The organism is Arthrobacter sorbitolis (genome assembly GCF_054510995.1).
On sequence record NZ_JBTNDM010000007.1, the window covers coordinates 38,273 to 58,163 of the forward strand.

The following is a 19,891-nucleotide window of genomic DNA, read 5'->3' on the forward strand; positions in this document are numbered from 1 at the left end:
TGTCAGTTGCCTGCAGAACCTGATCGTCCGGTCCCCGGTGGCCCCGGGGGTCTCGCGGTCGAAGGCCCCTCGCTGGGTTGCGCGGTCAGTGGCGGTGGACCGTCCACCGGGCGCCTGGAGGCACCGGATGCGGGGGTACCTCTGCTGCCGTCGGCCGGTGATGGTGCGCGACGATCTCCTGCTGTCGAGGGTACGGAGAGATCTCCAGGCCGGTCAGGGTCGAAAGGCCTCAACCGGCCGGGCGCCCTTGAGCCGGCAGGGGCTTTGTTGAACCGACGAGGACCCGGACCAGTGGCGGGCGGTCGGTGCCCGGCCGTCGTCGACAGCGCGGGGCACTGGACGACGTCCTCCTGGATCGTTCGTCAGGCGGGAACCGGCCCCAGTCGGGTGATGATGTCGATCAATTGCTTGCGCAGCACCTGATCAGGCAATGCAGCCGACACAGCCGCATCTGCGGCTCGTTGATCGATGCGATGGAGGAGGTTCCGTCCTCGCACCGTGATACGGGTTTGCATGGAACGAGCGTCCGAAAAGTCGCGGGCCCTGGATACGAGCCCCTTGAATTCGAGCTTCTCCAGGATCTGTCCGATGGTGGACCCTGTGACCCGTACCAGGGCGGCAAGGTGCGTCTGGGTGATCGGGCCGCTGTCCTCCAGGGCCGTCAGTGTGGTCGCGCCCGCGTGGGTGACGCCCAGATCAGTCAGGCGCTGGGTCTCGTGCTGATCGTTCAATCGGGCGGCCGTACTCAACAGGCGACTGGTGGACCAGTGTGCTGTATTCACGTGCACCTTCTCTCTCATCACTCACCGTAACTCGTGCTTCCTCCCACCGAAGACCCAGGACGATCGCGGAGAACCGGAGGAGCCTGGGACCGAGGGCTGAACCCCCGAGGTGCCGGGGGATCTGCGGGACCGGTTGAGCTCCATTTGCGCGCACCACCGGAGCGGGCACTCGATCGTGGGCATGCCCCGGAGCAGATGGGACGGACAGCGTTGGGCGAAGATCCCTTGAACGAGGTCGAGTCCTACACGCTGAGGGCCTTGTTGATGCGTCTGATGCGGGTGGGCAGGGACAGCTTCTTGCCGTCGTTGTCGACTTCCTGCTTGATGAGGGTCGTCCCGGCGTCCTGGATGGACAGGGCGAGGCCGATCGCGGCGTCCGGGGGCTGGATGAGGCATGCCTCGGGGTTCCCGTCCTTGCCGAGGAGTTCCAGGAGGACGACGTCGTGGGCTGCGATGGTCGTGGCTCCGAGCGGTGTCACGTACTCCCTGCCGGCGGGGATGGGTGTTACCCGGACGACGGGCGGACGGGGCTCGTCTGGGATGGTGAGGGGTTCAGGGGACATCGTGCTCTCCGTTTCGGGCCGTAGGCCGGATGACATTTTTTTGAAGGCCGTTCACCTTCGTGATGCCGAGGGCAGGGTTGCTCGTCCATGAGGTCGCTGTCCAGGAAGGCCGATTCGCCAAATTCGGCGATCTCGGCGTGGCCGGCGCCCCTGACGGATCATGCGTGGCGGGATCGCCTTCCAAGGGAGTCATGGCTGGAGGGTTCTCGTCACACCTGGGTCTTCGTGCCGGTAGATGGACGGGCATGCTGATGGGGGCCGGAGGAGAAGTGCCCGGCGGGGTCTCCCCGCCGGGTACTTCTCGGATCCGTACTGTTCAGTCGTGCGGTAGGACTCTAGGCGTTGACCCGGTAGTAGGAAGGCCCTGAGCCGATGTCAGCGCTGTTGACGACGGTCTGGCCGCCGTTGAATCCGCTGTGGATCGCCTCGCCGCCGCCGATGTACACGGCGTTGTGCGGAACTCCCGCGCCACCGTCTTCGTAATAGATGAAATCACCCGGGTGGGGGACCGCGACGGGGGTCGCCGACTCCATCAGGCCGGCCGGGGATTCATCCCCGACACCACCGACCCCGGCCGCCTTCAGCGCCTGCTCACCCAGAACTGTGCAGTCCTGGCCCGCGCCCAGCTGGGATTCTGCCGAAGCGAGGATCGCCGCGTTGGTGGACGACGCGGGGCTCTCGGGTGCCCCCGCGCCGGGGAAGGTCACGGAGGGCCCGGTCGGGCTCTCCGAGGCGCCATCCGCAGCAGCCCGCGCTGGTGCCGGCGGAGGCCTGGGCTGGAACGCGGACCCCGAGCATCAGCGCCGACGCCGCGCCGAGCGCGGCCACCGGACGGACCACCCTTCCGGGGCTGCTGCTGCGAAGGCGTGGGGCATGGGAAATATTGGACATGTTCAGAACCTCTCCAGATGCCTGCGAGGTGAGCTGTCGGATGCGGATGGAAGTCACCCCGGCCGGAGATGACCCGAACCGTTCTTATGGTCCGGGCCTCGTGCGGCTTGACCCCTAGGACCCCGAGGGGCCCGATCATTGGTTCCCCCGCCTCTGCCAGATGAACGTTGAAACGGAACCTTGCGATAGTGGCAGAGCTAGGCAATCCATCCAAGGGTGCTGCCCCTGATGTCAGGGCACGGCACGCCTTCCACGCTAACTCGGGCTCTTTCCCGATGTCACATCGCGGTCACCTCATCCAGCGCATCAGCAGGGGCTGGCGCCCGCGATCGGCAGGCTGGAAAGTAGCTGAAGCAGGACGGCGCGCAGCACACTCCCGTGCTCGGTCGACTGTTCCTCATGCGAGACAGCTTCTCCGAGCCCGAAACCCTGAACGACCACCCTTCTCGAGCTGGAAACGCCTAGGAGCGCTGCATATTTGCAGCGCCCCTAGGCGTTTCTTGGTGGTGCCGGCGGATCTACCCGCCGATGACCCTACCTGGTGCGGCGGTCCGTGCCGTTGGTGGTGCCGTCCAGGTCGGTGCCGTCGGCGTCGAGGAGTTCGATCTTTTCCTTGCGGACCTCTTCGGTGACGGTTTCCTGGGCGGTGACGGTCTCCTTGTCGAGGCGGACGCGCTCGACCGGGACGGCTTCCTTCTCGACGACGGGACGCTCGGCGTGGAGGACCACTTCGTGCTCCTCCTCGCTGATGGCGGGGCCGTCGTACGCGTCGCCACGGTTGGCGTCGGTGATGGGCTCGCGCTCGATCCGGACCTCTTCGTGGGTCACGGGAACGGTCTGGGTGACGTTCTCGGTGACGACGTACTTGCGCAGGCGTGCACGGCCGGCCTCACGACGCTCGGTGCCGACGTGGAGCTGCTCCTCGGAGCGGGTCATGGCGTCGTCCGTCGTGGGGCCCGAGGTGTCGTAACCGACGGTTCCTGGCGCGTCCTTGCGGTCGACGCGCTCGTCGCCGGCCTGGTAGCCGGCCTCGAACCCGGTCGTTCCCGCGGTCGTGCCGGTCGTGCGGGTGGTGTCCGAGTCGAGGAAGTCCCCATGGGTGTCGCCGGTCGTACCGGTGGTTCCGGTGTGGCCGGAGAGCCCGTAGTGGCGGTAGAGGCGGTCTTCTTCCTCGGGGCTGAGGGCGCCATCGGACTCGATGCGGGGTGCGTCCTTGACCTGGTCCTTGGTGTAACCGATGGTCACATCGTTGCCGTTGACGTTCGCTCCCTGCAGGGGCGCGAAGGACTCCGAGGTGCCGAACAGGCCGGTCTTGACGGTGACCCAGCTCGGATCTTGCGTCTGGTCGTCCAGGTACACCTGGCCGACCGACCCGATCTTGGCTCCATGGGAGTCCAGGACGTGTCCGCGGCCGGAGAGGATGGTGTCGATGTCGTTCTGCGTGATCATGGCAAAGCTCCTTCTGGAAGGAACCGGAGGTAATACCCGGGTCCCTTCCGATATAGGTAGGGCAGTAGCTAAGGGTCGAGCCAGTTCCTCATGGCGCTGGTCGAGGGTGCTGGTCGTGCTGATGTGATGCTGATGCGATGCTGATGTGATGCTGATGCGATGCTGTTGTGTCGCGGGTGGGTCAGATGCCGGCCTGGTGGTCGATGCCGACCTGGTCGACCTTGCGGTGGAAGCGCATGCCGGCCTTGCCGCCGAGGATGGCCCCGATCAGGGGGACGAGGACGGCGATCGCGAGGGCGATGAGGCCGCTGGCGGTCAGCAGGCTGCCGTCGACGGGGATCCGGGGTGCTCCGCCGATGCTGGAGAGGACGTTGAACTGGTCCCCGGCGAGGGCGGCGAGGATCGCGACGACGATCGCGATGATGATGCCCCACGCCCATACGGCGACGCCCTGCTTCACGCCGTCGAAGCGGGCCATGCGCCCGGCGACGTACCCGCCGCAGTAGTAGGCCAGGAACAGGATGATCGCCAGGACGATGCCGCTGACGATGCCGATGGTTTCCGCGTTCTGTGTGGCCTGGTTCGCGGCGTCGGACGCGCTGCCGGTGTTCGCGGCTCCCACGCCCGCACCGATCGCGGTGGCCAGGGCGCTGAGCAGGACGGTCAGTCCGATCGCGGTCAGCCAGCCGAAGAACGCCGACCCCCACTTGATGCCGCCGAAGCGTTCCTTCTCCGCCGCCACGACGTCATTGCGGCGGCTCCTCGGGGTACTCGCCCCGGAGGTGTTGTTTCCTGCCATGTCAGATCTTCTTTCGTCTCAGTCGTACACGTGCCGCTTCGTCGAAACCTTCTTCGGGCGTCGAGGATCCGCTATGGAAGGCCGCGGCAGCATACGGGTGATTGTTCGCCCGCATTCGGGCGCTGAAAGAGCGTCTTCATAACTCCTTCGTGGAGGCATCGCCTCCGCTTACAAGACGTAAGCATACTGATAGTAAGGATGCTTGCCTTCTTCGCTTGTCGACCCCTCCTGTGGGGTTGACATCTGCTGGTGGCGCTTGGGGCGCCCGGAAACGAGCCCCTCGCATCACGGAGCATCACCGGCGTCATCGTCGTCGGGGGAGGCTTGATCGGTCCGATGTTCCGCCTCTGGGAGGGCTACCTCGATAGGGCAGAAGAAGAAGCACCGAGGATCGCAGCTCAGGCCAATGCCGCACCGTCCGCCGCCCAGCAACGCAGGGGCAGAGCCCAGCGGGTCAGGAACCGAGCCAACCTGGCGGGTCAGACCGTGACCGGCCGAGCAGACGGCGCCCACCGCACCTGATCTGCTCAGATCGCGCGACCGGTGGGCCTCCTCTGCTGATGTAGCGCTGTGCCTACACTGGGCCCGTCGGCTGAAACGCCGAAGGCATAACCACTGAAGTCAATTCGAAGGAGAGCCTCATGGGACTCGATGACAAGATCGGCAACGCCGCACAGAAGCTCGGCGGTCAGGGCAAGGAAGCCGCCGGCCACGTGACGGGCGATGAGAACCTGAAAGCCGAAGGCCAGGGCGACCAGGCCAAGAGCGATCTCAAGCAGGCCGGCGAGAAGATCAAGGACGTCTTCAAGAAGTAGGACTCCGTCGCGCGCCTGATCCGGCCGCGAGATGATGAACGACAAGAAGGGAGTGCGCCCGCAACGGGCGCACTCCCTTTCTCATTCCCCCACTACAGCGAGGCGCTTCCACGGAGAGCACGATGGGCTCACTTGCTGCTCGCTACTTGCGCATCGTCAACGGTGAGCCCGCCCTATGGGGGTCGGTTCGTCAGAACCGGCCCCGCCGTTTGATCTTCTGGATCGTGCTATGCCCTGGCGGCGCGGTGACGGCCGCGGCCCGCGAGGACCACGCCGGCACCGAGCGCCAGGAGACCTGCGCCGATGCCCCCGGCGATCTTCACGTTGTCGTCGGTGCCCGTGTAGGCGAGCTGCTCTGTGGTGCCGGTCGTTTCGTCGATCACAAGGAGTCCACCGTTGCCGGCGTTGTTCACGGTGACCTCGTCAGTCCCGGTGCGGTCGGTGTCGAGCTCACAGCCGATACCGTCACTGTCCCGGTCGAGGCCGGCGCGGAAGCCCTCTTCGCCCAGGAGGATGGAGCGGCCCAGCACGTCCCGAACCTCGGCGCAGTTCTCGTAGTAGACACCGACCGCTGCATAGTCGAGCACCGGGAGGACGTTGTCGGGGGTGTCCACGATGACGACGGGCGTAACGGGCACCTCCACGGTCACAGGGACGTGCACCTCGACAGGCACGACGACGACAGGAGTCCCTCCGGCAGGAGCCTCTTCGACCGGCACCTCTTCGACCGGTACCTCTTCGACAGGGGCTTCCTCTACGGGAAGCTCGGGAGTCGGCTCCGCCGGTGTCTCGGGAGTTGCCGGGGTTTCCGGGGTAGGCACGTCGGGAGTTTCCGGCGTGTGAGGTACCTCAGGGGTTCCCGGCACGGGGACCGCCGGTAGCTCGGGAACATGGGGGATCGGGGTCTCGGGTACTTCGGGGACCTCCGGGGTCGGGGTCTCGGGAACTTCGGGGACCTCCGGGGTCGGGGTCTCGGGTACCTCGGGGGTATCCGGGATGGGAGTGACGACGACAGGCGCGGGGACCAGCGTGTAGGAGTAGTGGGAAACGTCCTTCCCGGTGGAGTGCCTGATCGTCACCTGGGACTCGGGGACGGGCAGGACCACGGTCTCGGGACCGTTGCCCTGGTTGGAGGAGCCGGCCTTGACGCAGTAGCTCGAGATGAGCTGTCCCTCCGGGGCGGTGACGGTGACCTCTGAGCGTCCAGGCCCGGTAACGTCCTGCTTTCCGCTCGTACCTTCGTCGCAGACCTGTCCGACAGGTCCGGCCACGTGGCCTGTTGCGAACGCCGGGGCGACGGAGAATGTGCTGAGGCCGGCAGTGACGGCGAGGGCGAGCAGCCCTGAGCGCTTGTTCATATTTACCTGTTGTTCCTGTTGGTTGAGTTCGGGCGTGAATGTGCGCGAAAGGCGCGCCCCGTCGTCGCGTCCGTCGAGGTCGATGTCGGTTGTGACGATCGGGTTCTGTCGGAACCGATGGCGCAGCGGACCTCGGGTATCTCTCCAGCTGCGGCGCCCACGCTGGAGCTACCCAGTGAGAGCAGACCCGAGATTCCCGAGGGCAGCGCGAATGCGCCTCCTTCTCCATTCATCTGAAGTGGCACCCGCGCACCGCGGCGCTCCGAGGACCGTGGTCCGGAAGCGACCCCTGAACTGTTCGATCGTTCTCCGACAGTTCGAATCACCCAGTGCCACGTTCAGAGCGTGCGAATGCTACGAATACTTTTCAAGTGAATGCAGAAGGCGCGGTCGATCGCGCGAAGTATTCAGTCGTACAACACTCAATCTATGAACATGGAGAGGAGGAATCACGAGCAACAACTACGCGTCATCAAAGCGATCGGCCGAAGAAAGCAAGCGGTTACTACCAACAACCTGCCTGTTGGATACTCGAACACCGAGAAAAAACTACTTGCCTGACAGCACTACTCGCCGGGCTGATGACCACCGTGGAGCTCGGCACGGGCCATCAGGGAACCAGGCTTCCACCAGCCGGTCGATGAGGCGGGTGGAAGACCGATCGAGCGTGCCGGATCTCGGCGGTATGGCGCTCTCGGTCCGCCGATCCCTACCGGTTGCCAGTTGAGGAGGATGAAGGCGAGGACGAAGCGGGCATGGCGGAGCGTCCGAAGTAGTTGATCAGCTGACAGGGAGCGATAACCCGCGGCCCGGACAACAGTGATCGGACGCACCCGCCGCACGCCCCGGCCGACCACGCCCGGAATCTCCTGCGAACCGGGTTTCCCCGCGCTACCCGGACAGGATCAGGGTCGGTCGGCGCGTGCGGTGCCGGCGGCTGCTGAAGTGCCCAGGTCGCTTCCGGGGAGTGGCTGCCCGGCGGTCAGGGCTGCGGCCCAGGCCTCTGCGGTTCCGACGGAGGCCCAGTTGGAGTTGAGCAGTGCGAGCAAAGTGGTGTGCACGGTCCTGGCGTCAGCGAAGCCGGCGTCATTGGCGATGTTGATCGCACCGGTCGCATCGGAGAGGACTTCGGTGGTGAAGCCGAGGCCTTCGGCTTCGACGGCCGAGCCGAGGATGCAGTTGTTGGTCATGTACCCCACCAGGGTGACGGTGTCGACGTTCTGGTCACGCAGCCACTGTGCGAGGTCGGTGTCGGCATAGACCGACCCGTAGTGCTTCACGACGCTTTTCCACGTCGCGGCGCGGCGGCTCCCGACCTCGGGATGGAGCTCGTACCCCGGTGTTCCCGGGGCGAAGACGGGAGCTCCTTCGCCTGCCGTGTGCTGGACGACCACGATCGGGATGCCGGCGGCGGTGGCCGCATCGATAGCTGCAGTGATGCATGGCAAGGACTGCTCGTGCGGCGGGTACTGGATCTCGAGCAGACCATCGAAGTACTGCTGCTGGATATCGACGAGGACGAGGGCGCGACGGGGTATGTTCATGGGGCATTCTCCTGGGTGGGGAAAGTGATCGCCGGAGCTGACGCTTGTCTCATCCTTCACGCACTGGCAGGCCTTTGCCACCCTGGGCGAGCGACACCGGACATGCTCCTCGATCGCTCCGTCCCGCAGCGCTCCACCGACGACCCGATAGCTGGGCACTGGGCAACCTCCGTCGACTGCTCACCATCGACCACCTGGCCGGGCAGGTACCTATGAGCCGACGCACGTTCGTCCGCACATTCCGTGCAGCGACCGGGACGACATCGTCGCCGTCGCTACGCCGTCGCTGGGACTGGGACCGGTGCTGCCAAGGGGTCCGGCGATCGACGCGTGCGTCCGCTGTCGCCCACGGTGGCGAAGCCTTCGCGCGACCAGTACTCGAAACCGCCGATGAGTTCACGGACGTTCGTGTACCCCGCCGCAGTGAGAATGAGCGCTCCCCGGGTGCTGCCGTTGCAACCGGGCCCCCAGCAGTAGACGACGATGGCAGCATCGGGGTCGGGTGCCACCTCGGCGATGCCCGCTGCGAGGTCGGCGTTCGGCAGGTGTACGGCGCCGGGGATGCGGCCCTGGCGCCACGACTCGGCAGATCGTGTGTCGATGACAAGCGGACCAGAACCGGAAGCGCGCTCAGCGGCGAGGTCCGCGGGGTCGGTCTCGTAGGCGAGTTTCGCGGCGAAGAAGTCAGTGGCGGAAAGAGACGTCGTCATGCATCAATGGAACCTCTTCCACCAGCGGCAGGGAACGGCCGATCATGCCCATGAACCTCTTCTCACGCTGGATTCCACGGTAGATTCGCCATCATGCCGTCAAACCCACGCCTGGATCTCGATCTCACCGATCACGCGATCATTCAGCATCTGCAGCAGGACGGGCGGATGAGCGTCGCGCAGCTCGCCCGGGTCATCAATCTCTCACCGAGCGCCACCAGTGACCGCCTCCGACGCCTGACCGACGGCGGCGTGATCACGGGATACTCGATCACGGTGGACCCGGAGGCGCTGGGATACACCGTGACGGCCTTCGTTCGCCTTGCCTACCCGAACGGCAACTACAAGCCGTTCCATGACCTCGTCGACGCGCTACCCGAGATCATCGAAGCCCACCACGTCACGGGCGCCGACTGCTTCATGATCAAGGTCCTTGCGCGTTCCATGCGCGATCTCGAGCGGATCACCGGACGTCTCGCCACCCTCGGCGGCATCACCACCAGCGTGGTCTACTCGAGCCCCGTGCCGTCCCGCCACATAGCCCCCGCCTGACGACGGAGGACTGTCCGATACTCCGCAGAGGGGCTTTCGATCGAGTGGATCGGAAACAGCCGGGAGCAACCGGAGAAGCGTGATGCCTCAGCTCCTCAGAACAGCGGCCAGGGCACCGCCGGCATCTCACCTCGAGGGCCCGGGAACCGCCCGGTCGCGCGCAGGGCGGCACAGCGTGCGGCGAGCGAAGAGATCTCCCCGGCAGTGAGCAACTCCGCCAGGTCCCGGCCCAGCTCACTCTTCAGCCCGTCGCGCACGCGATCGACGCCCTCGAGCTCCTCGGCGGTCAGCTCGTCGCCGATCCACCCCCACAGCACCGTGCGCAGCTTGTGGTCGCTGTGGAAGGTGAGCCCGTGATCCACTCCGTGCCGGTGTCCGTCGGCCATCTCGAGGATGTGGTCGCCCTTGCGGTCCGCATTGTTGACGACGACGTCGAAGACCGCCATGCGCCTCAGCGCCGCCGTGTCCTCGTGGATGAGAGCGACGATCCGCCCCTCTTCGTCCTGCCCGTCGAGGACGTGCTTCCACCCTGTTGCCGGCACCTCGTCCGCCGGCATCAGGTCCACGGCGTCCTGGTCGGGGTCCGTCTCCTGCCAGAGCTGCACCATGCCCCCACCGAACGGGCCATCGCGCAGCCAGGTGCGCGGCACGACGTTCCAGCCGAGGGCCTCGGAGACCAGGTAGGCGGCCACCTCGCGGTGGGCCAGGTAACCGTCGGGGAAGTCCCACAGCGGCTTCTCGCCCCGGATCGGCTTGTAGACGACTGCTGCGTCGCCGATGCTGCCCAGGAAGGTGGCGTTCGACGCCGTCGTGATGCGGCCGGTGAGCGTCAGCTCAGCAGTCACCAGGTCGGGCCCCGGCATCAGACCTCGGGGAGGGTGCAGGTGTGCCCGTCGGCGTCGATCGGGTAGCCGCAGATCGAGCAGGTCGGACGCCCGGCGCCCACGACCTCGAGGGTGCGCTTGGCGAACGCGCGGGCGGTGCCGACCGGCATGCGGACGAGCAGCATCTCGGACGCGCCGGCATCCTCGTTGACGAGCGGTTCATCGGTGTCGTCATCCTCGACCTCGATGAGCGGGTAGGCCTCGATGACGACCTGCGCCGTCGTCGGGTCCCACCCGAGGCTCATGGTGCCGGTGCGGAACTGCTCCTGAACGGCCTCGAGGTCGTCGTTGTCGACGAGTTCGACGGGAGTGCTCGTGGGGATGCTGAAGGGGTTGCCCTCCAGGGTGCCGAGTTCGTCGAGGATCTCGTCGATCTTCTCGGCCAGCTGGGCCGACTGCTGCTTCTCCAGCGCGATACTCACGATCTGCTTCCCCGTGCGCACCTGCAGGTAGAACGTGCGCTCCCCTGGGACCCCGATGGTGCCGACGACGACCCGATCAGGCCAGGCGAATTCGTGAACAGTTGTAGGCATAGGCCTATTTTAGGCTCATCGGGCCGGTGGGGCCGTGTGCCCCGCACCACCACCCACCGGCGCATCACCGGAGGGGACGCTGTCCGACAACCAGGACAGATCGCCCGCGTCGGTGTTCGTCGCGAAGACGCTCGGTCGGCTCGCACCGTAGCGCACGATCGACACCGTGGCGGGGCCCACAGTGATGCGCTGGAACAGGTCCAGGTGCATGCCGAGCGCGTCGGCGAGGATCGACTTGATGATGTCCCCGTGACTCACGGCCACCCACACGGCCCCCGGCCCGTGTTCGGCTTCGAAGGCCGCATCATGGCGCCGGATCGCTGCCACCGACCGGGCCTGCATCGCTGCCATCGATTCGCCGCCGGGGAAGGTGACGGCCGATGGTTGCGACTGCACCACGGGCCACAGGGCCTCCGCCGCGAGTTCGGTGAGCATGCGGCCCTGCCACTGGCCGTAATCGCACTCGGTGAGGGCAGGATCGAGCGGCGCGTACGGGGTTCCAGCCTGGCGGTCGAGGATGAACCGGGCGGTCTGCTGGCAGCGCTCGAGGGGGCTCGACACCACGCCGACGAGCGGCACGGGTGCGAGTCGCTCACCGGTGCGGGCCGCCTGGTCTCGCCCGACGTCGTCGAGGCTGACCCCTGCGGTCCGGCCGGCCAGCAGCCCGGTGGCATTCGCTGTGGTGCGGCCGTGCCGCACGAGGATTACTGTCGCCATCCGCCCAGCCTAACCATCTGCCCGGCGGCCAGGTGCACTCCATCGAGAAGCGGCCGGGCACCCTGCGGGTCGACGGGTGCGCCGGGGCCGCCGGTCCGGTCGACCGGAGGAAGGGGGATGACAGGAGATGTCGATGCGTTAGCATGGACGTATCAAGGGGAGTACTCCCGTCTGTGATCGGCCCGTCAATACGGATGCACTGAAGCATCCCGGGCCTGTCGGTTCCGGTTCCATCCGGGCGGAGGAGACCTTGGCGCCTATGTCCGACGCCTACCCTTTGGAGCACCCCTCATGCAGGTCACCCCCCTGATCTGGTTGATCACCATTGCCGTGACGATCCTCTTCTTCGTCTACGAGTTCTTCGCGCACGTGCGCAAACCCCACGAACCGACCATCGCGGAATCGGCCCGCTGGTCCGCGTTCTACATCGGCCTCGCCCTGCTGTTCGGCGTCGGCATCGGCGTCATGTCCGGCTGGACGTTCGGCGGTGAGTACTTCGCCGGTTACCTGACCGAGAAGGCCCTGTCGATCGACAACCTGTTCGTCTTCCTCATCGTGATGACCGGCTTCGCGGTCCCGAAGAAGTACCAGCAGAAGGTGCTGATGGTCGGCATCATCATCGCCCTGATCCTCCGCGGCGGATTCATCGCCGTCGGGGCGAGCCTGATCGAGAACTTCTCCTGGATTTTCTACATCTTCGGCGCCCTGCTGCTCGTCCTCGCCTACCGGCAGGCCTTCGGCAGCCACGACTCCAACCCGGCCGACGGCAGGTTCATGCAGCTCGTCCGCCGCGTCCTGCCCGTCACCGACGAGTACCACCAGGACAGGCTCACCGTGAAGAAGGACGGCAAGCGCTTCGTCACGCCGATGCTGCTCACGATCATCGCGATCGGCTTCGTCGACCTGATCTTCGCCGTCGACTCCATCCCCGCGATCTACGGGCTGACCAACGAGGCGTACATCGTCTTCACCGCCAACGCCTTCGCCCTGATGGGCCTGCGCCAGCTGTTCTTCCTCATCGGTGGGCTGCTCGAACGCCTGGTCTACCTCGCCCAGGGACTCGCCGTCATCCTCGCCTTCATCGGCGTCAAGCTCGTCTTCCACGCCCTGCACGTCAACGAACTGTCCTTCATCAACGGCGGGGAACCGCTCCTCTGGGTGCCCGAGATCCCCATCTGGCTCTCGCTGCTGTTCATCGCCGCCACCGTCGCCGTCGCCACCGTGGCGAGCCTGCTCAAGACCCGCGGCGACGGCGGCAGGAACGACCGCGACGAGGTGCAGGGCGGGCAGGTGGTCAGCGCGGTCCCCGAGGGCCGCGACGAGGATCCCCGGTCCGACGACGACGCGATCACCGCAGGCGCGCAGAAGTAGCAGAAGGGACCGTCGAACGAACGACGACCGCCGGTCCCCGCGAGAACGGGGGCCGGCGGTGTCGTGACGGACCGCGCGAAAAGCGAGCACATGACGTTGACTGGTGGTGTGCCCGGTAGAGCACCGGCGCTACGAAGGAGACATCATGACCACCTGGCTGATCACCGGCTGCTCCACAGGACTCGGACGCGCGCTCGCCGAAGCCGCCCTCCAGCGCGGCGACAACGTGGTGGCCACGGCCCGCGACGCCTCGAAGGTCGAGGACCTCACGACGGCGTACCCCGACACGGCGCTCGCCCTCCCCCTCGACGTGACCGACACCGGCCAGGTACGGGCGGCCGTGGAGCGCGGCACCGAGACGTTCGGCGGGATCGACGTGCTGGTCAACAACGCCGGCTACGGGTACCGCGCCGCCGTGGAGGAGGGCGACGACGGCGACGTGCGCACCCTGTTCGACACGCACTTCTTCGGCACCGTCGACATGATCAAGGCCGTCCTGCCCCAGATGCGGGCCCGGCGCGCGGGCACCATCGTGAACCTGTCCTCGATCGGCGCACGGATCACCCCGGCCGGTTCCGGCTACTACGCGGCCGTGAAGTCCGCGGTCGACGGGCTCACCGGGTCACTGCGCAAGGAACTCGAACCCCTGGGCATCACGGCGATGGTCGTCGAGCCCGGCGGCTTCAGGACCGACTTCTCCGGCCGGTCCCTCCAGCAGTCCGCGGACACCATCGACGACTACGCCGACACCGCGGGCAGACGCCGGAAGGAGAACGACACCAGCCACGGCACGCAGCCCGGGGACCCTGCCAAAGCGGCAGCGGCGATCATCACCGCCGTGGACTCCGCGGACGCCCCCGAGGTACTGATCCTCGGGGCCGACGCGACGGACGCCCACGCCGACGTCCTCCAGGTGCAGCTCGACTCGCTCGAGGCCTGGCGGCACGTCAGCGAGAGCACCGGGGTCGACGAGTAGCCGGTCCGGGCGGCGTCCCTGGGAGACGACGCCCCTGCGGAGACGGGTCCCACCCCCAGCATCCCGGTCGACCGGCACCCGGCCGACCCCCACCCGAGGAGACACCATGAAAGTCCTGATCACCGGCGCGCACGGAAAGGTCGGTCGCGCCACCACGCAGGCGATGATCGACGCCGGCCACGAGGTGCACACCACCGATCTCACCCGGCCCGGCTTCGAACGCAAGGCCGACGACGCGCCCCGGTACACGATGGCGGACCTCACCGACGCGGGGGAGGCCTACGCCGTCGTCCACGGCGCGGACGCCGTCGTGCACATCGCCGCGATCCCCGAGCCGACCGGGAACCCTCCCCACGTCGTGTTCCAGACCAATCTGATGGCCACGTTCAACGTCCTCGAAGCGGCGATCCGCTTCGGCGTGAAGCGCTTCGTCTACATCTCGAGCGAGACCGTCCCCGGGTTCTTCTTCCCCGAGCGCGACTTCCTGCCCGACTACGCACCCGTGGACGAGGAGCACCCGATCCGCCCGCAGGACCCCTATGCCCTGTCCAAGCACTTCGGTGAGCAGCTCATGGACGCCGCGGTCGCCCGGTCGGACATCCGGTGCATCTCGATCCGGCCCAGCTGGGTCCAGTTCGAGGGCAACTACGAGCACAATCTGGGGCCGCAGATCCGCGACGCCTCCGTCCTGAGCCCCAACCTCTGGAGCTACATCGACGTCTACGACCTTGCCGACGCCATCGTCCTCGCCACCGGATCGGACCTTCCCGGGCACGAGGTCTTCTACATCGCGTCGCCCGACAACGTGGGTGGCTACGACTTCGCCGAGATCCTCACGAGGTACTACGGCGACCGGATCGAACTGCGCGAGCTGGACCGCACGGACGCCTCGGGCATCTCCAGTGCGAAGGCCCGGAGGAAGCTCGGGTGGGCGCCCCGGCGATCCTGGCGCGACTACCTCGACGCCGAGGGGAAGGCCCTCCCGCGGGAGGTCGCACCCTGAACAGATGCTCCCGGCCACCCGCGCGGAGTGACCGGAAGCAGTCGGCTCTCAGCGCGTGCCTGCGGATCAGGTCCAGTAGAGGAGCCTGGCGGCCGGCAGGCGCCGCTCCAGCTCCTCCGTGAACCACTCGCGCATCTCCGTCATGGTCCGCTTCGGGTACACGTACTTCACGCCGCCGAACTTCGACCGCTTCTGGCTCCGCAGGTCCTCGTCCATCTCGAGCTTGGTCTTCGGGTACCAGCCCAGCAGCACCTCCTTGCTCGCGGGGGTGAAGCGGTGCGTGATGATCTCGGCGGTGAGGTCGAGGTCGTCGATGCCGGCCACCGCCGCGGAGACGTCGTCGAGCAGCGCGCCGTACTGCTCCCGCCAGCCGGGGACGGGCATGATCGGGGCGATCGTCAGGCCCACCCGGTAGCCGGCCTCGGCCACCGCACGGAGGGCGGCGAGCCGGGCGGGCATGCGCGCGGTCCCGCCCTCGAAGCGGTTGGCCACCTCCGCCGCGTTGACGGAGAAGCGGATCCGGGTCCTGCCCCCGTGATCGAGGGTGACGAGCTCACCGACGTCGTCGAACTTGGTGGTGAAGCGCAGCTGGACGTCGCTGCCGAACTCGCCGGCCCCGACGCGGGAGATCGCGGCAGCGAGCGAACCGGTCACGCTCTCGATGCCGAGGGGGTCGGTGTAGCAGGACAGCTCGAACGTCGTCCCCTCGCCGCCGCGCTCGAGGGTTCCGCTCGTCACGGAGCCTCGGCCCGCATGGGTGCGTACCCCGTCGAGCACGTCGTCGAGATTGGCGTAGGCGCGGGTGACCGGCGGCCCCTGCAGGGATCCGGCGAGGTAGCAGTACTGGCAGTGCGCCGGGCACCCCTTCGCGAGGTCGATCCGCCAGTCGGCGCTCGGCGGGATGGGCTGCGGCTTGAGGGCGCTGGGAGGCGCAACCACCACTGCGAGCGTGTTCTTCGCGGAGGCGTACGTCTCCCGCTCGGTGGCACCGCGGAGGCCTGTCAGCGCGTTCCCGGGCATGATCCGGATGTCGTCGACCCCGGCTCGCTCGCACCGTCGGATGATCTCCGCCGTGTGCGGCAGCTCGGCTGCAGCCCGCGTGATCATCACGTGCTTGGGGACCCACAGGCGTGTCGGAGAGAGGGTGGTCAGGTCCAGTTCCTGGGCTGTCGTCATTACCTTCTACAACAACCCCGACGGCGGGTCTGTTCCGCGCGTTGCCGGTACTGGAGCAGCTCTTCCGATGGGTAGGGCGACGCGACGAAGGGGCCGCCGCGGGAGGTGTCCGCTTCCCGGGGCGGCCCCTTCCTGCTGCCGGTCTAGCCGACCGGAGCGGGCTCCTTCCGGTCGATGTCGGCCAGGTCCACGTCCTTGGTCTCCTTGGCGAAGGAGATGGAGAACATGGCGACGGCTGTGCTGACGATGATGATCAGGACGACGAAGTGCGTGCCGCCCGTCCACAGGACCAGTGCCCCGGCCAGGGCCGGCATGAAGCCGGCCAGCAGGATGGACGCCATCTGGTAGCCGATGGAGATGCCCGAGTACCGGACGGCGGTGGGGAACAGCTCGCAGTAGAGCGCGGGCAGGGGCGCGTAGACGAGTGCGTGTCCGAGCGCGAGGAACAGGGCCACGCCGAGGATGATCGCCCACTGCTGGCCGGTCTGGATGAGCGCGAAGATCGGCCACGCCGTGATGATGATCGCGGTCCCGCCGAGGAAGAACGTCTTCTTGCGGCCGATGCTGTCCGACAGCCGACCGAAGACCGGGATCATGATGATGTTCAGCGCCGAGCCGATCATCACGGCCGTGAGCCCGTACTGACGGGGGACCTCGAGCGTGGTGGTGACGTAGGAGAGGACGAAGACGGTGAAGAGGTAGTAGTTGCCCGCCTCGGCGAAGCGACCGAAGATCGTGATCAGGAGTGGCTTGCGGTGGTGGGCGAGGAGCACCTTCAGGGGCGCCTTCTGCTGCACGTTGGCCTTCTCCATCTTCGCCTTCTCGGCCAGGAACTCGGGGCTCTCGGCGGCATTGAGGCGGATGTAGAGGCCGACGGCGGCGAGGACGACACTGAGCAGGAACGGCACGCGCCAGCCCCAGGTCTCGAACTGGTCGCCGGAGATCGCGGCGGCGAGGGTTACCGCCGCGGTGCCGAGCAGCAGGCCGCAGGACACGCCGATCTGCGGCCACGATCCGTAGAAGCCCCGCTTGCCCTTGGGGGCGTTCTCCACGGCGATGATCGCCGCTCCGCCCCATTCGCCGCCGACCGCGAAGCCCTGCGCCAGTCGCAGGACGCACAGCAGGATCGGGGCCAGGATCCCGACCGCCGCGTAGGTGGGCAGGAGCCCGATGAGGGCGGTGGAGACGCTCATGATGGCGAACGTCAGGATCAGGGTCGATTTCCGGCCGATCCTGTCGCCGAGGTGCCCGGCGACGAAGGCCCCGAACGGACGGGCGATGAAGCCCACGCCGAAGGTGGCCAGGGCCGCGATCTGGGAGATGCCGGGTTCCATGGCAGGGAAGAAGAGAGGCCCGAAGACCAGGGCAGCCGCCGTCGCGTACACGGTGTACTCGTACCATTCGACGATGGCACCGATGGTGCCGGACACGAGGGTTCTGCGTCGAACCTGCTCAGGTGTCATGGACGTTGCAATAGCCATTCAAGGCTCCGTTCGTACGGGTTTTCGATTGGTGTGTGGCCGCTTGACGCGGGATGCGGAAGCGGAAGGTGCGTTGCTGCGAATGCGCGGCGTCGGACGCCGGGCCGGTCTCAGCGGATGGTGTAGCCGCCGTCGATGGTGATGGTGTGCCCGGTGACGAGCGACGCGGCATCCCCGAGGAGGTAGAGGACCGCGCCGACGACGTCCTCCGGTTCCCCGAAGCGGCCCACCGGGATGCGGTTCAGGAGTTCGTCGGCGCGTCCCGGGTCGTCGAGCGTCGACGCGGTGAGCTCGGTGCGGATGAACGTCGGAGCGACAGCATTGACCCGGATGCCGTGGCCGGCCCACTCGAGGGCGAGCGTCTTCGTCACGTGGATGAGCCCGGCCTTGCTGGCACCGTAGGCAGCCCGGTCCTCGATGGCGACGAGGCCGGCCTGGGAGGCGACGTTCACCACGGCCGCCGGAGTGCCGGCCCGGAGCCACGTCCTGGCCAGTTCCGTCGTGAGGAAGAACGGTGCCTTGAGGTTCGTCCCGAGCACCGTGTCCCAGTCCTGCTCGGAGACGTCGACAGCGGGCCGGGGGATGTTGACCCCCGCGTTGTTGACCAGCAGGTCGATACCGCCGCTCGACTCGAGCAGTCCGGCCACGAACGCGGGGATGGCCGCCGTGTCCGCCAAATCGATCGAGAGTGGTGGTGTCCCGTACCGCTCCGCGATCTCCTGGCTCGTCGCCACGTCCCGGCTCGTGCCGTGGACGAGGGCGCCGTGCTCGGCGAGGCCATCGGCGATGGCCCTGCCGAGGCCCCGGCCGGCACCGGTCACCAGGACCTTCCTGCCGTCCAGCCGGAAGTCCACCACGACCCGCGGCCTAGCTGTCGAAGGTGTGGTTCGACCAGGGCAGTTCGGTGCCCCGGTACTTCGCGGCACGGACGTCCCCGGAGCGTGCGTGGCCCTCGAAGCGTTCCACCCGCGCGGCCCGGCCGCAGAGCTCACCGAAGAACGCACTCGACTCGGTGTTGGTGACTTCCTGGTAGGTGACGGTCCGCAAGTACTTCCCGACCCAGAGCCCACCCGTGTAGCGGGAGGCGCCGCGCGTCGGGAGGACATGGTTGGTCCCGATGACCTTGTCCCCGTAGGAGACGCAGGTCCCCTCGCCGAGGAACAGCGCGCCGTAGTTGTGCATCCGCTCGAGCGCCAGGCGGGGCTCGTCGGTGAGGATCTGCACGTGCTCGTAGGCGTACTCGTCGGCGAGGACGTAGGCCTCGTCGATGGAGTCGACGACATGCACGGCGCCCCAGTCGCGCCAGGCCGGTGCTGCGTAGTCGCGGGTGGGCATGTCGACCAGGAGGGTGTCGATGTGCTCGATGACCCGGTGCCCGAGCTCCTCGCTGGTGGTGATCAGCACGGCGGGGGAGTCCGGTCCGTGCTCGGCCTGGGAAAGCAGGTCGACGGCGACGATGAACGGGTCGGCGTGCTCGTCGGCGACGATGAGGACCTCGGTGGGGCCGGCGAACAGATCGATGCCGACCTCGCCGAAGAGCTGCCGCTTCGCCTCGGCGACGAAGGCGTTGCCCGGGCCTGCGAGCATGTTCACGGGCTTGATGGTCTCGGTGCCGATGGCCATGGCCGCGACGGCCTGGATCCCGCCGAGGAGGTAGATCTCGTCCGCCCCGGCGAGGTGCATGGCGGCAACGGTCGCGTCGGGGACCTCGCCCTGGATCAGCGGGGTGCAGGCCGCCACGCGCTTCACGCCGGCCACCTTCGCCGTGATGATCGTCATGTGCGCGCTGGCCAGCAGGGGGTACTTGCCGCCGGGGATGTACGCCCCGGCTGCTTCGACGGGCACGTTCTTCTGACCCAGCAGGACCCCTGGCAGGGTCTCGATCTCGAAGTCGCTCAACGACTCGAGCTGCTTCTGCGCCATGAGCTTGACCTGCTCCTGCACGAAGACGATGTCGTCGATGACCTGCTGCGGGACACGGGCCAGGATCTCGGCGAGCTGCTCGTCGGTGACGAGGAACGAGTCGGGGGAGTACTTGTCGAACTTCTCGGAGTATTCGCGCACCGCTTCGTCGCCGCGCACCCTGATGTCGGCGATCACCTGTTCGACGGCGGCACGCACCTCCGGTGCGCTGCCGCGGGTGGCGTTCTGCTGGGCCGGCGTCTTGAGCATGCGGGACGACACGGCCGAGGTGGGAGTGACTTCGACAGTCATAGGGAAACCTTCCATCTTCATCGATGGGCGTCATGGGGAGCGCCCCGGACACAGGCCGTGTGCGACCCGTCCC

The 19,891-nt window shown here is 67.2% G+C and carries 20 protein-coding genes and 1 riboswitch; of the genes, 5 read left to right on the forward strand and 15 right to left on the reverse strand.

Going from position 1 to position 19,891, the window contains the following annotated elements; translation table 11 throughout:
- Nucleotides 1-362 precede the first annotated feature (362 nt).
- The 5 genes from ACX80K_RS12890 to ACX80K_RS12910 all read right to left on the reverse strand — a co-directional run bounded on the left by ACX80K_RS12890 (nt 363) and on the right by ACX80K_RS12910 (nt 4,484).
- Nucleotides 363-782, reverse strand: coding sequence for a MarR family winged helix-turn-helix transcriptional regulator (locus tag ACX80K_RS12890; protein WP_459272281.1), 420 nt, complete (start codon nt 780-782; stop codon nt 363-365).
- Nucleotides 783-1,024: 242 nt separating this feature from the next.
- A complete protein-coding gene (locus ACX80K_RS12895) occupies nt 1,025-1,345 on the reverse strand; it encodes a hypothetical protein (RefSeq protein WP_459272282.1) in 321 nt (106 codons plus the stop codon).
- Between the two features lie 335 nt (nt 1,346-1,680).
- Entirely contained in the window at nt 1,681-2,052 is a 372-nt protein-coding gene (locus ACX80K_RS12900) for an NlpC/P60 family protein (RefSeq protein ID WP_459272283.1), read from the reverse strand.
- Nucleotides 2,053-2,240: 188 nt separating this feature from the next.
- A riboswitch (cyclic di-AMP (ydaO/yuaA leader) is annotated at nt 2,241-2,413 on the reverse strand.
- Between the two features lie 357 nt (nt 2,414-2,770).
- A complete protein-coding gene (locus tag ACX80K_RS12905; RefSeq protein ID WP_459272284.1) occupies nt 2,771-3,685 on the reverse strand; it encodes a YsnF/AvaK domain-containing protein in 915 nt (304 codons plus the stop codon).
- A gap of 181 nt (nt 3,686-3,866) precedes the next feature.
- On the reverse strand, nt 3,867-4,484 hold the full coding sequence (locus ACX80K_RS12910) for a hypothetical protein (RefSeq protein ID WP_459272285.1): 618 nt from the start codon (nt 4,482-4,484) through the stop codon (nt 3,867-3,869).
- 641 nt (nt 4,485-5,125) lie between these two features.
- On the opposite strand from ACX80K_RS12910, the gene ACX80K_RS12915 reads away from it, so the two are divergent.
- Nucleotides 5,126-5,299: a CsbD family protein gene (locus ACX80K_RS12915; protein ID WP_459272286.1), complete on the forward strand. Its 174-nt coding sequence runs from the start codon at nt 5,126-5,128 to the stop codon at nt 5,297-5,299.
- Nucleotides 5,300-5,526: 227 nt separating this feature from the next.
- On the opposite strand, the gene ACX80K_RS12920 is transcribed toward ACX80K_RS12915, so the two are convergent.
- The 3 genes from ACX80K_RS12920 to ACX80K_RS12930 all read right to left on the reverse strand — a co-directional run bounded on the left by ACX80K_RS12920 (nt 5,527) and on the right by ACX80K_RS12930 (nt 8,911).
- Nucleotides 5,527-6,657 carry an excalibur calcium-binding domain-containing protein gene (locus tag ACX80K_RS12920; RefSeq protein WP_459272287.1) on the reverse strand — a complete coding sequence of 377 codons (1,131 nt, stop codon included), beginning with the start codon at nt 6,655-6,657 and terminating at the stop codon, nt 5,527-5,529.
- 905 nt (nt 6,658-7,562) lie between these two features.
- Nucleotides 7,563-8,201 (reverse strand): isochorismatase family protein, encoded by a 639-nt coding sequence (locus ACX80K_RS12925; protein ID WP_459272288.1) that lies wholly within the window; start codon nt 8,199-8,201, stop codon nt 7,563-7,565.
- Between the two features lie 275 nt (nt 8,202-8,476).
- On the reverse strand, nt 8,477-8,911 hold the full coding sequence (locus ACX80K_RS12930) for a rhodanese-like domain-containing protein (RefSeq protein ID WP_459272289.1): 435 nt from the start codon (nt 8,909-8,911) through the stop codon (nt 8,477-8,479).
- A 93-nt stretch (nt 8,912-9,004) separates the two neighbouring features.
- Here ACX80K_RS12930 and ACX80K_RS12935 point away from each other — a divergent pair, with 93 nt between their 5' ends.
- The gene (locus ACX80K_RS12935) at nt 9,005-9,463 is read left to right on the forward strand and encodes an Lrp/AsnC family transcriptional regulator (RefSeq protein WP_459272290.1); all 459 of its coding nucleotides are present in this window, start codon (nt 9,005-9,007) and stop codon (nt 9,461-9,463) included.
- A gap of 95 nt (nt 9,464-9,558) precedes the next feature.
- Here ACX80K_RS12935 and ACX80K_RS12940 read toward each other — a convergent pair whose 3' ends face one another.
- Genes ACX80K_RS12940 through ACX80K_RS12950 form a run of 3 tightly spaced genes read right to left on the reverse strand, consistent with a single transcriptional unit; the run spans nt 9,559 to nt 11,597 of the window.
- Nucleotides 9,559-10,326 (reverse strand): SCO1664 family protein, encoded by a 768-nt coding sequence (locus ACX80K_RS12940; protein WP_459272291.1) that lies wholly within the window; start codon nt 10,324-10,326, stop codon nt 9,559-9,561.
- Nucleotides 10,326-10,880: a DUF3090 domain-containing protein gene (locus tag ACX80K_RS12945; RefSeq protein WP_459272292.1), complete on the reverse strand. Its 555-nt coding sequence runs from the start codon at nt 10,878-10,880 to the stop codon at nt 10,326-10,328. Before ACX80K_RS12945 ends, ACX80K_RS12940 begins: the two co-directional genes overlap by 1 nt.
- A 15-nt stretch (nt 10,881-10,895) precedes the next feature.
- The gene (locus ACX80K_RS12950; protein ID WP_459272293.1) at nt 10,896-11,597 is read right to left on the reverse strand and encodes a histidine phosphatase family protein; all 702 of its coding nucleotides are present in this window, start codon (nt 11,595-11,597) and stop codon (nt 10,896-10,898) included.
- Nucleotides 11,598-11,888: 291 nt separating this feature from the next.
- Here ACX80K_RS12950 and ACX80K_RS12955 point away from each other — a divergent pair, with 291 nt between their 5' ends.
- The 3 genes from ACX80K_RS12955 (at nt 11,889) to ACX80K_RS12965 (ending at nt 14,947) form a co-directional block, all read left to right on the forward strand.
- Nucleotides 11,889-12,968, forward strand: a complete 1,080-nt coding sequence (locus ACX80K_RS12955) for a TerC family protein (RefSeq protein WP_459272294.1) — start codon at nt 11,889-11,891, stop codon at nt 12,966-12,968.
- A 145-nt stretch (nt 12,969-13,113) separates the two neighbouring features.
- Nucleotides 13,114-13,944 (forward strand): oxidoreductase, encoded by an 831-nt coding sequence (locus ACX80K_RS12960; protein WP_459272295.1) that lies wholly within the window; start codon nt 13,114-13,116, stop codon nt 13,942-13,944.
- A 106-nt stretch (nt 13,945-14,050) separates the two neighbouring features.
- Nucleotides 14,051-14,947: an NAD-dependent epimerase/dehydratase family protein gene (locus tag ACX80K_RS12965; protein WP_459272296.1), complete on the forward strand. Its 897-nt coding sequence runs from the start codon at nt 14,051-14,053 to the stop codon at nt 14,945-14,947.
- 66 nt (nt 14,948-15,013) lie between these two features.
- Here the strand turns inward: ACX80K_RS12965 and ACX80K_RS12970 are convergent, their stop codons facing one another.
- From ACX80K_RS12970 to hisD, 4 genes are all read right to left on the reverse strand, one after another.
- Nucleotides 15,014-16,123, reverse strand: coding sequence for a spore photoproduct lyase family protein (locus ACX80K_RS12970; RefSeq protein ID WP_459272297.1), 1,110 nt, complete (start codon nt 16,121-16,123; stop codon nt 15,014-15,016).
- A 143-nt stretch (nt 16,124-16,266) separates the two neighbouring features.
- Entirely contained in the window at nt 16,267-17,604 is a 1,338-nt protein-coding gene (locus ACX80K_RS12975) for an MFS transporter (RefSeq protein WP_459272298.1), read from the reverse strand.
- Between the two features lie 110 nt (nt 17,605-17,714).
- Entirely contained in the window at nt 17,715-18,461 is a 747-nt protein-coding gene (locus tag ACX80K_RS12980) for an SDR family NAD(P)-dependent oxidoreductase (protein WP_459272299.1), read from the reverse strand.
- Between the two features lie 10 nt (nt 18,462-18,471).
- Nucleotides 18,472-19,818: a histidinol dehydrogenase gene (gene hisD / locus ACX80K_RS12985; RefSeq protein WP_459272300.1), complete on the reverse strand. Its 1,347-nt coding sequence runs from the start codon at nt 19,816-19,818 to the stop codon at nt 18,472-18,474.
- Nucleotides 19,819-19,891 lie beyond the last annotated feature (73 nt).

What these genes read in the sequence shown, in the direction of transcription:
- ACX80K_RS12895 (WP_459272282.1), bottom strand. Translation starts at nt 1,345, where the DNA reads ATGTCCCCTGAACCCCTCACCATCCCAGACGAGCCCCGTCCGCCCGTC.
- ACX80K_RS12905 (WP_459272284.1), bottom strand. Translation starts at nt 3,685, where the DNA reads ATGATCACGCAGAACGACATCGACACCATCCTCTCCGGCCGCGGACAC.
- ACX80K_RS12910 (WP_459272285.1), bottom strand. Translation starts at nt 4,484, where the DNA reads ATGGCAGGAAACAACACCTCCGGGGCGAGTACCCCGAGGAGCCGCCGC.
- ACX80K_RS12915 (WP_459272286.1), top strand. Translation starts at nt 5,126, where the DNA reads ATGGGACTCGATGACAAGATCGGCAACGCCGCACAGAAGCTCGGCGGT.
- ACX80K_RS12920 (WP_459272287.1), bottom strand. Translation starts at nt 6,657, where the DNA reads ATGAACAAGCGCTCAGGGCTGCTCGCCCTCGCCGTCACTGCCGGCCTC.
- ACX80K_RS12925 (WP_459272288.1), bottom strand. Translation starts at nt 8,201, where the DNA reads ATGAACATACCCCGTCGCGCCCTCGTCCTCGTCGATATCCAGCAGCAG.
- ACX80K_RS12930 (WP_459272289.1), bottom strand. Translation starts at nt 8,911, where the DNA reads ATGACGACGTCTCTTTCCGCCACTGACTTCTTCGCCGCGAAACTCGCC.
- ACX80K_RS12935 (WP_459272290.1), top strand. Translation starts at nt 9,005, where the DNA reads ATGCCGTCAAACCCACGCCTGGATCTCGATCTCACCGATCACGCGATC.
- ACX80K_RS12940 (WP_459272291.1), bottom strand. Translation starts at nt 10,326, where the DNA reads ATGCCGGGGCCCGACCTGGTGACTGCTGAGCTGACGCTCACCGGCCGC.
- ACX80K_RS12945 (WP_459272292.1), bottom strand. Translation starts at nt 10,880, where the DNA reads ATGCCTACAACTGTTCACGAATTCGCCTGGCCTGATCGGGTCGTCGTC.
- ACX80K_RS12950 (WP_459272293.1), bottom strand. Translation starts at nt 11,597, where the DNA reads ATGGCGACAGTAATCCTCGTGCGGCACGGCCGCACCACAGCGAATGCC.
- ACX80K_RS12955 (WP_459272294.1), top strand. Translation starts at nt 11,889, where the DNA reads ATGCAGGTCACCCCCCTGATCTGGTTGATCACCATTGCCGTGACGATC.
- ACX80K_RS12960 (WP_459272295.1), top strand. Translation starts at nt 13,114, where the DNA reads ATGACCACCTGGCTGATCACCGGCTGCTCCACAGGACTCGGACGCGCG.
- ACX80K_RS12965 (WP_459272296.1), top strand. Translation starts at nt 14,051, where the DNA reads ATGAAAGTCCTGATCACCGGCGCGCACGGAAAGGTCGGTCGCGCCACC.
- ACX80K_RS12970 (WP_459272297.1), bottom strand. Translation starts at nt 16,123, where the DNA reads ATGACGACAGCCCAGGAACTGGACCTGACCACCCTCTCTCCGACACGC.
- ACX80K_RS12975 (WP_459272298.1), bottom strand. Translation starts at nt 17,604, where the DNA reads ATGGCTATTGCAACGTCCATGACACCTGAGCAGGTTCGACGCAGAACC.
- hisD (WP_459272300.1), bottom strand. Translation starts at nt 19,818, where the DNA reads ATGACTGTCGAAGTCACTCCCACCTCGGCCGTGTCGTCCCGCATGCTC.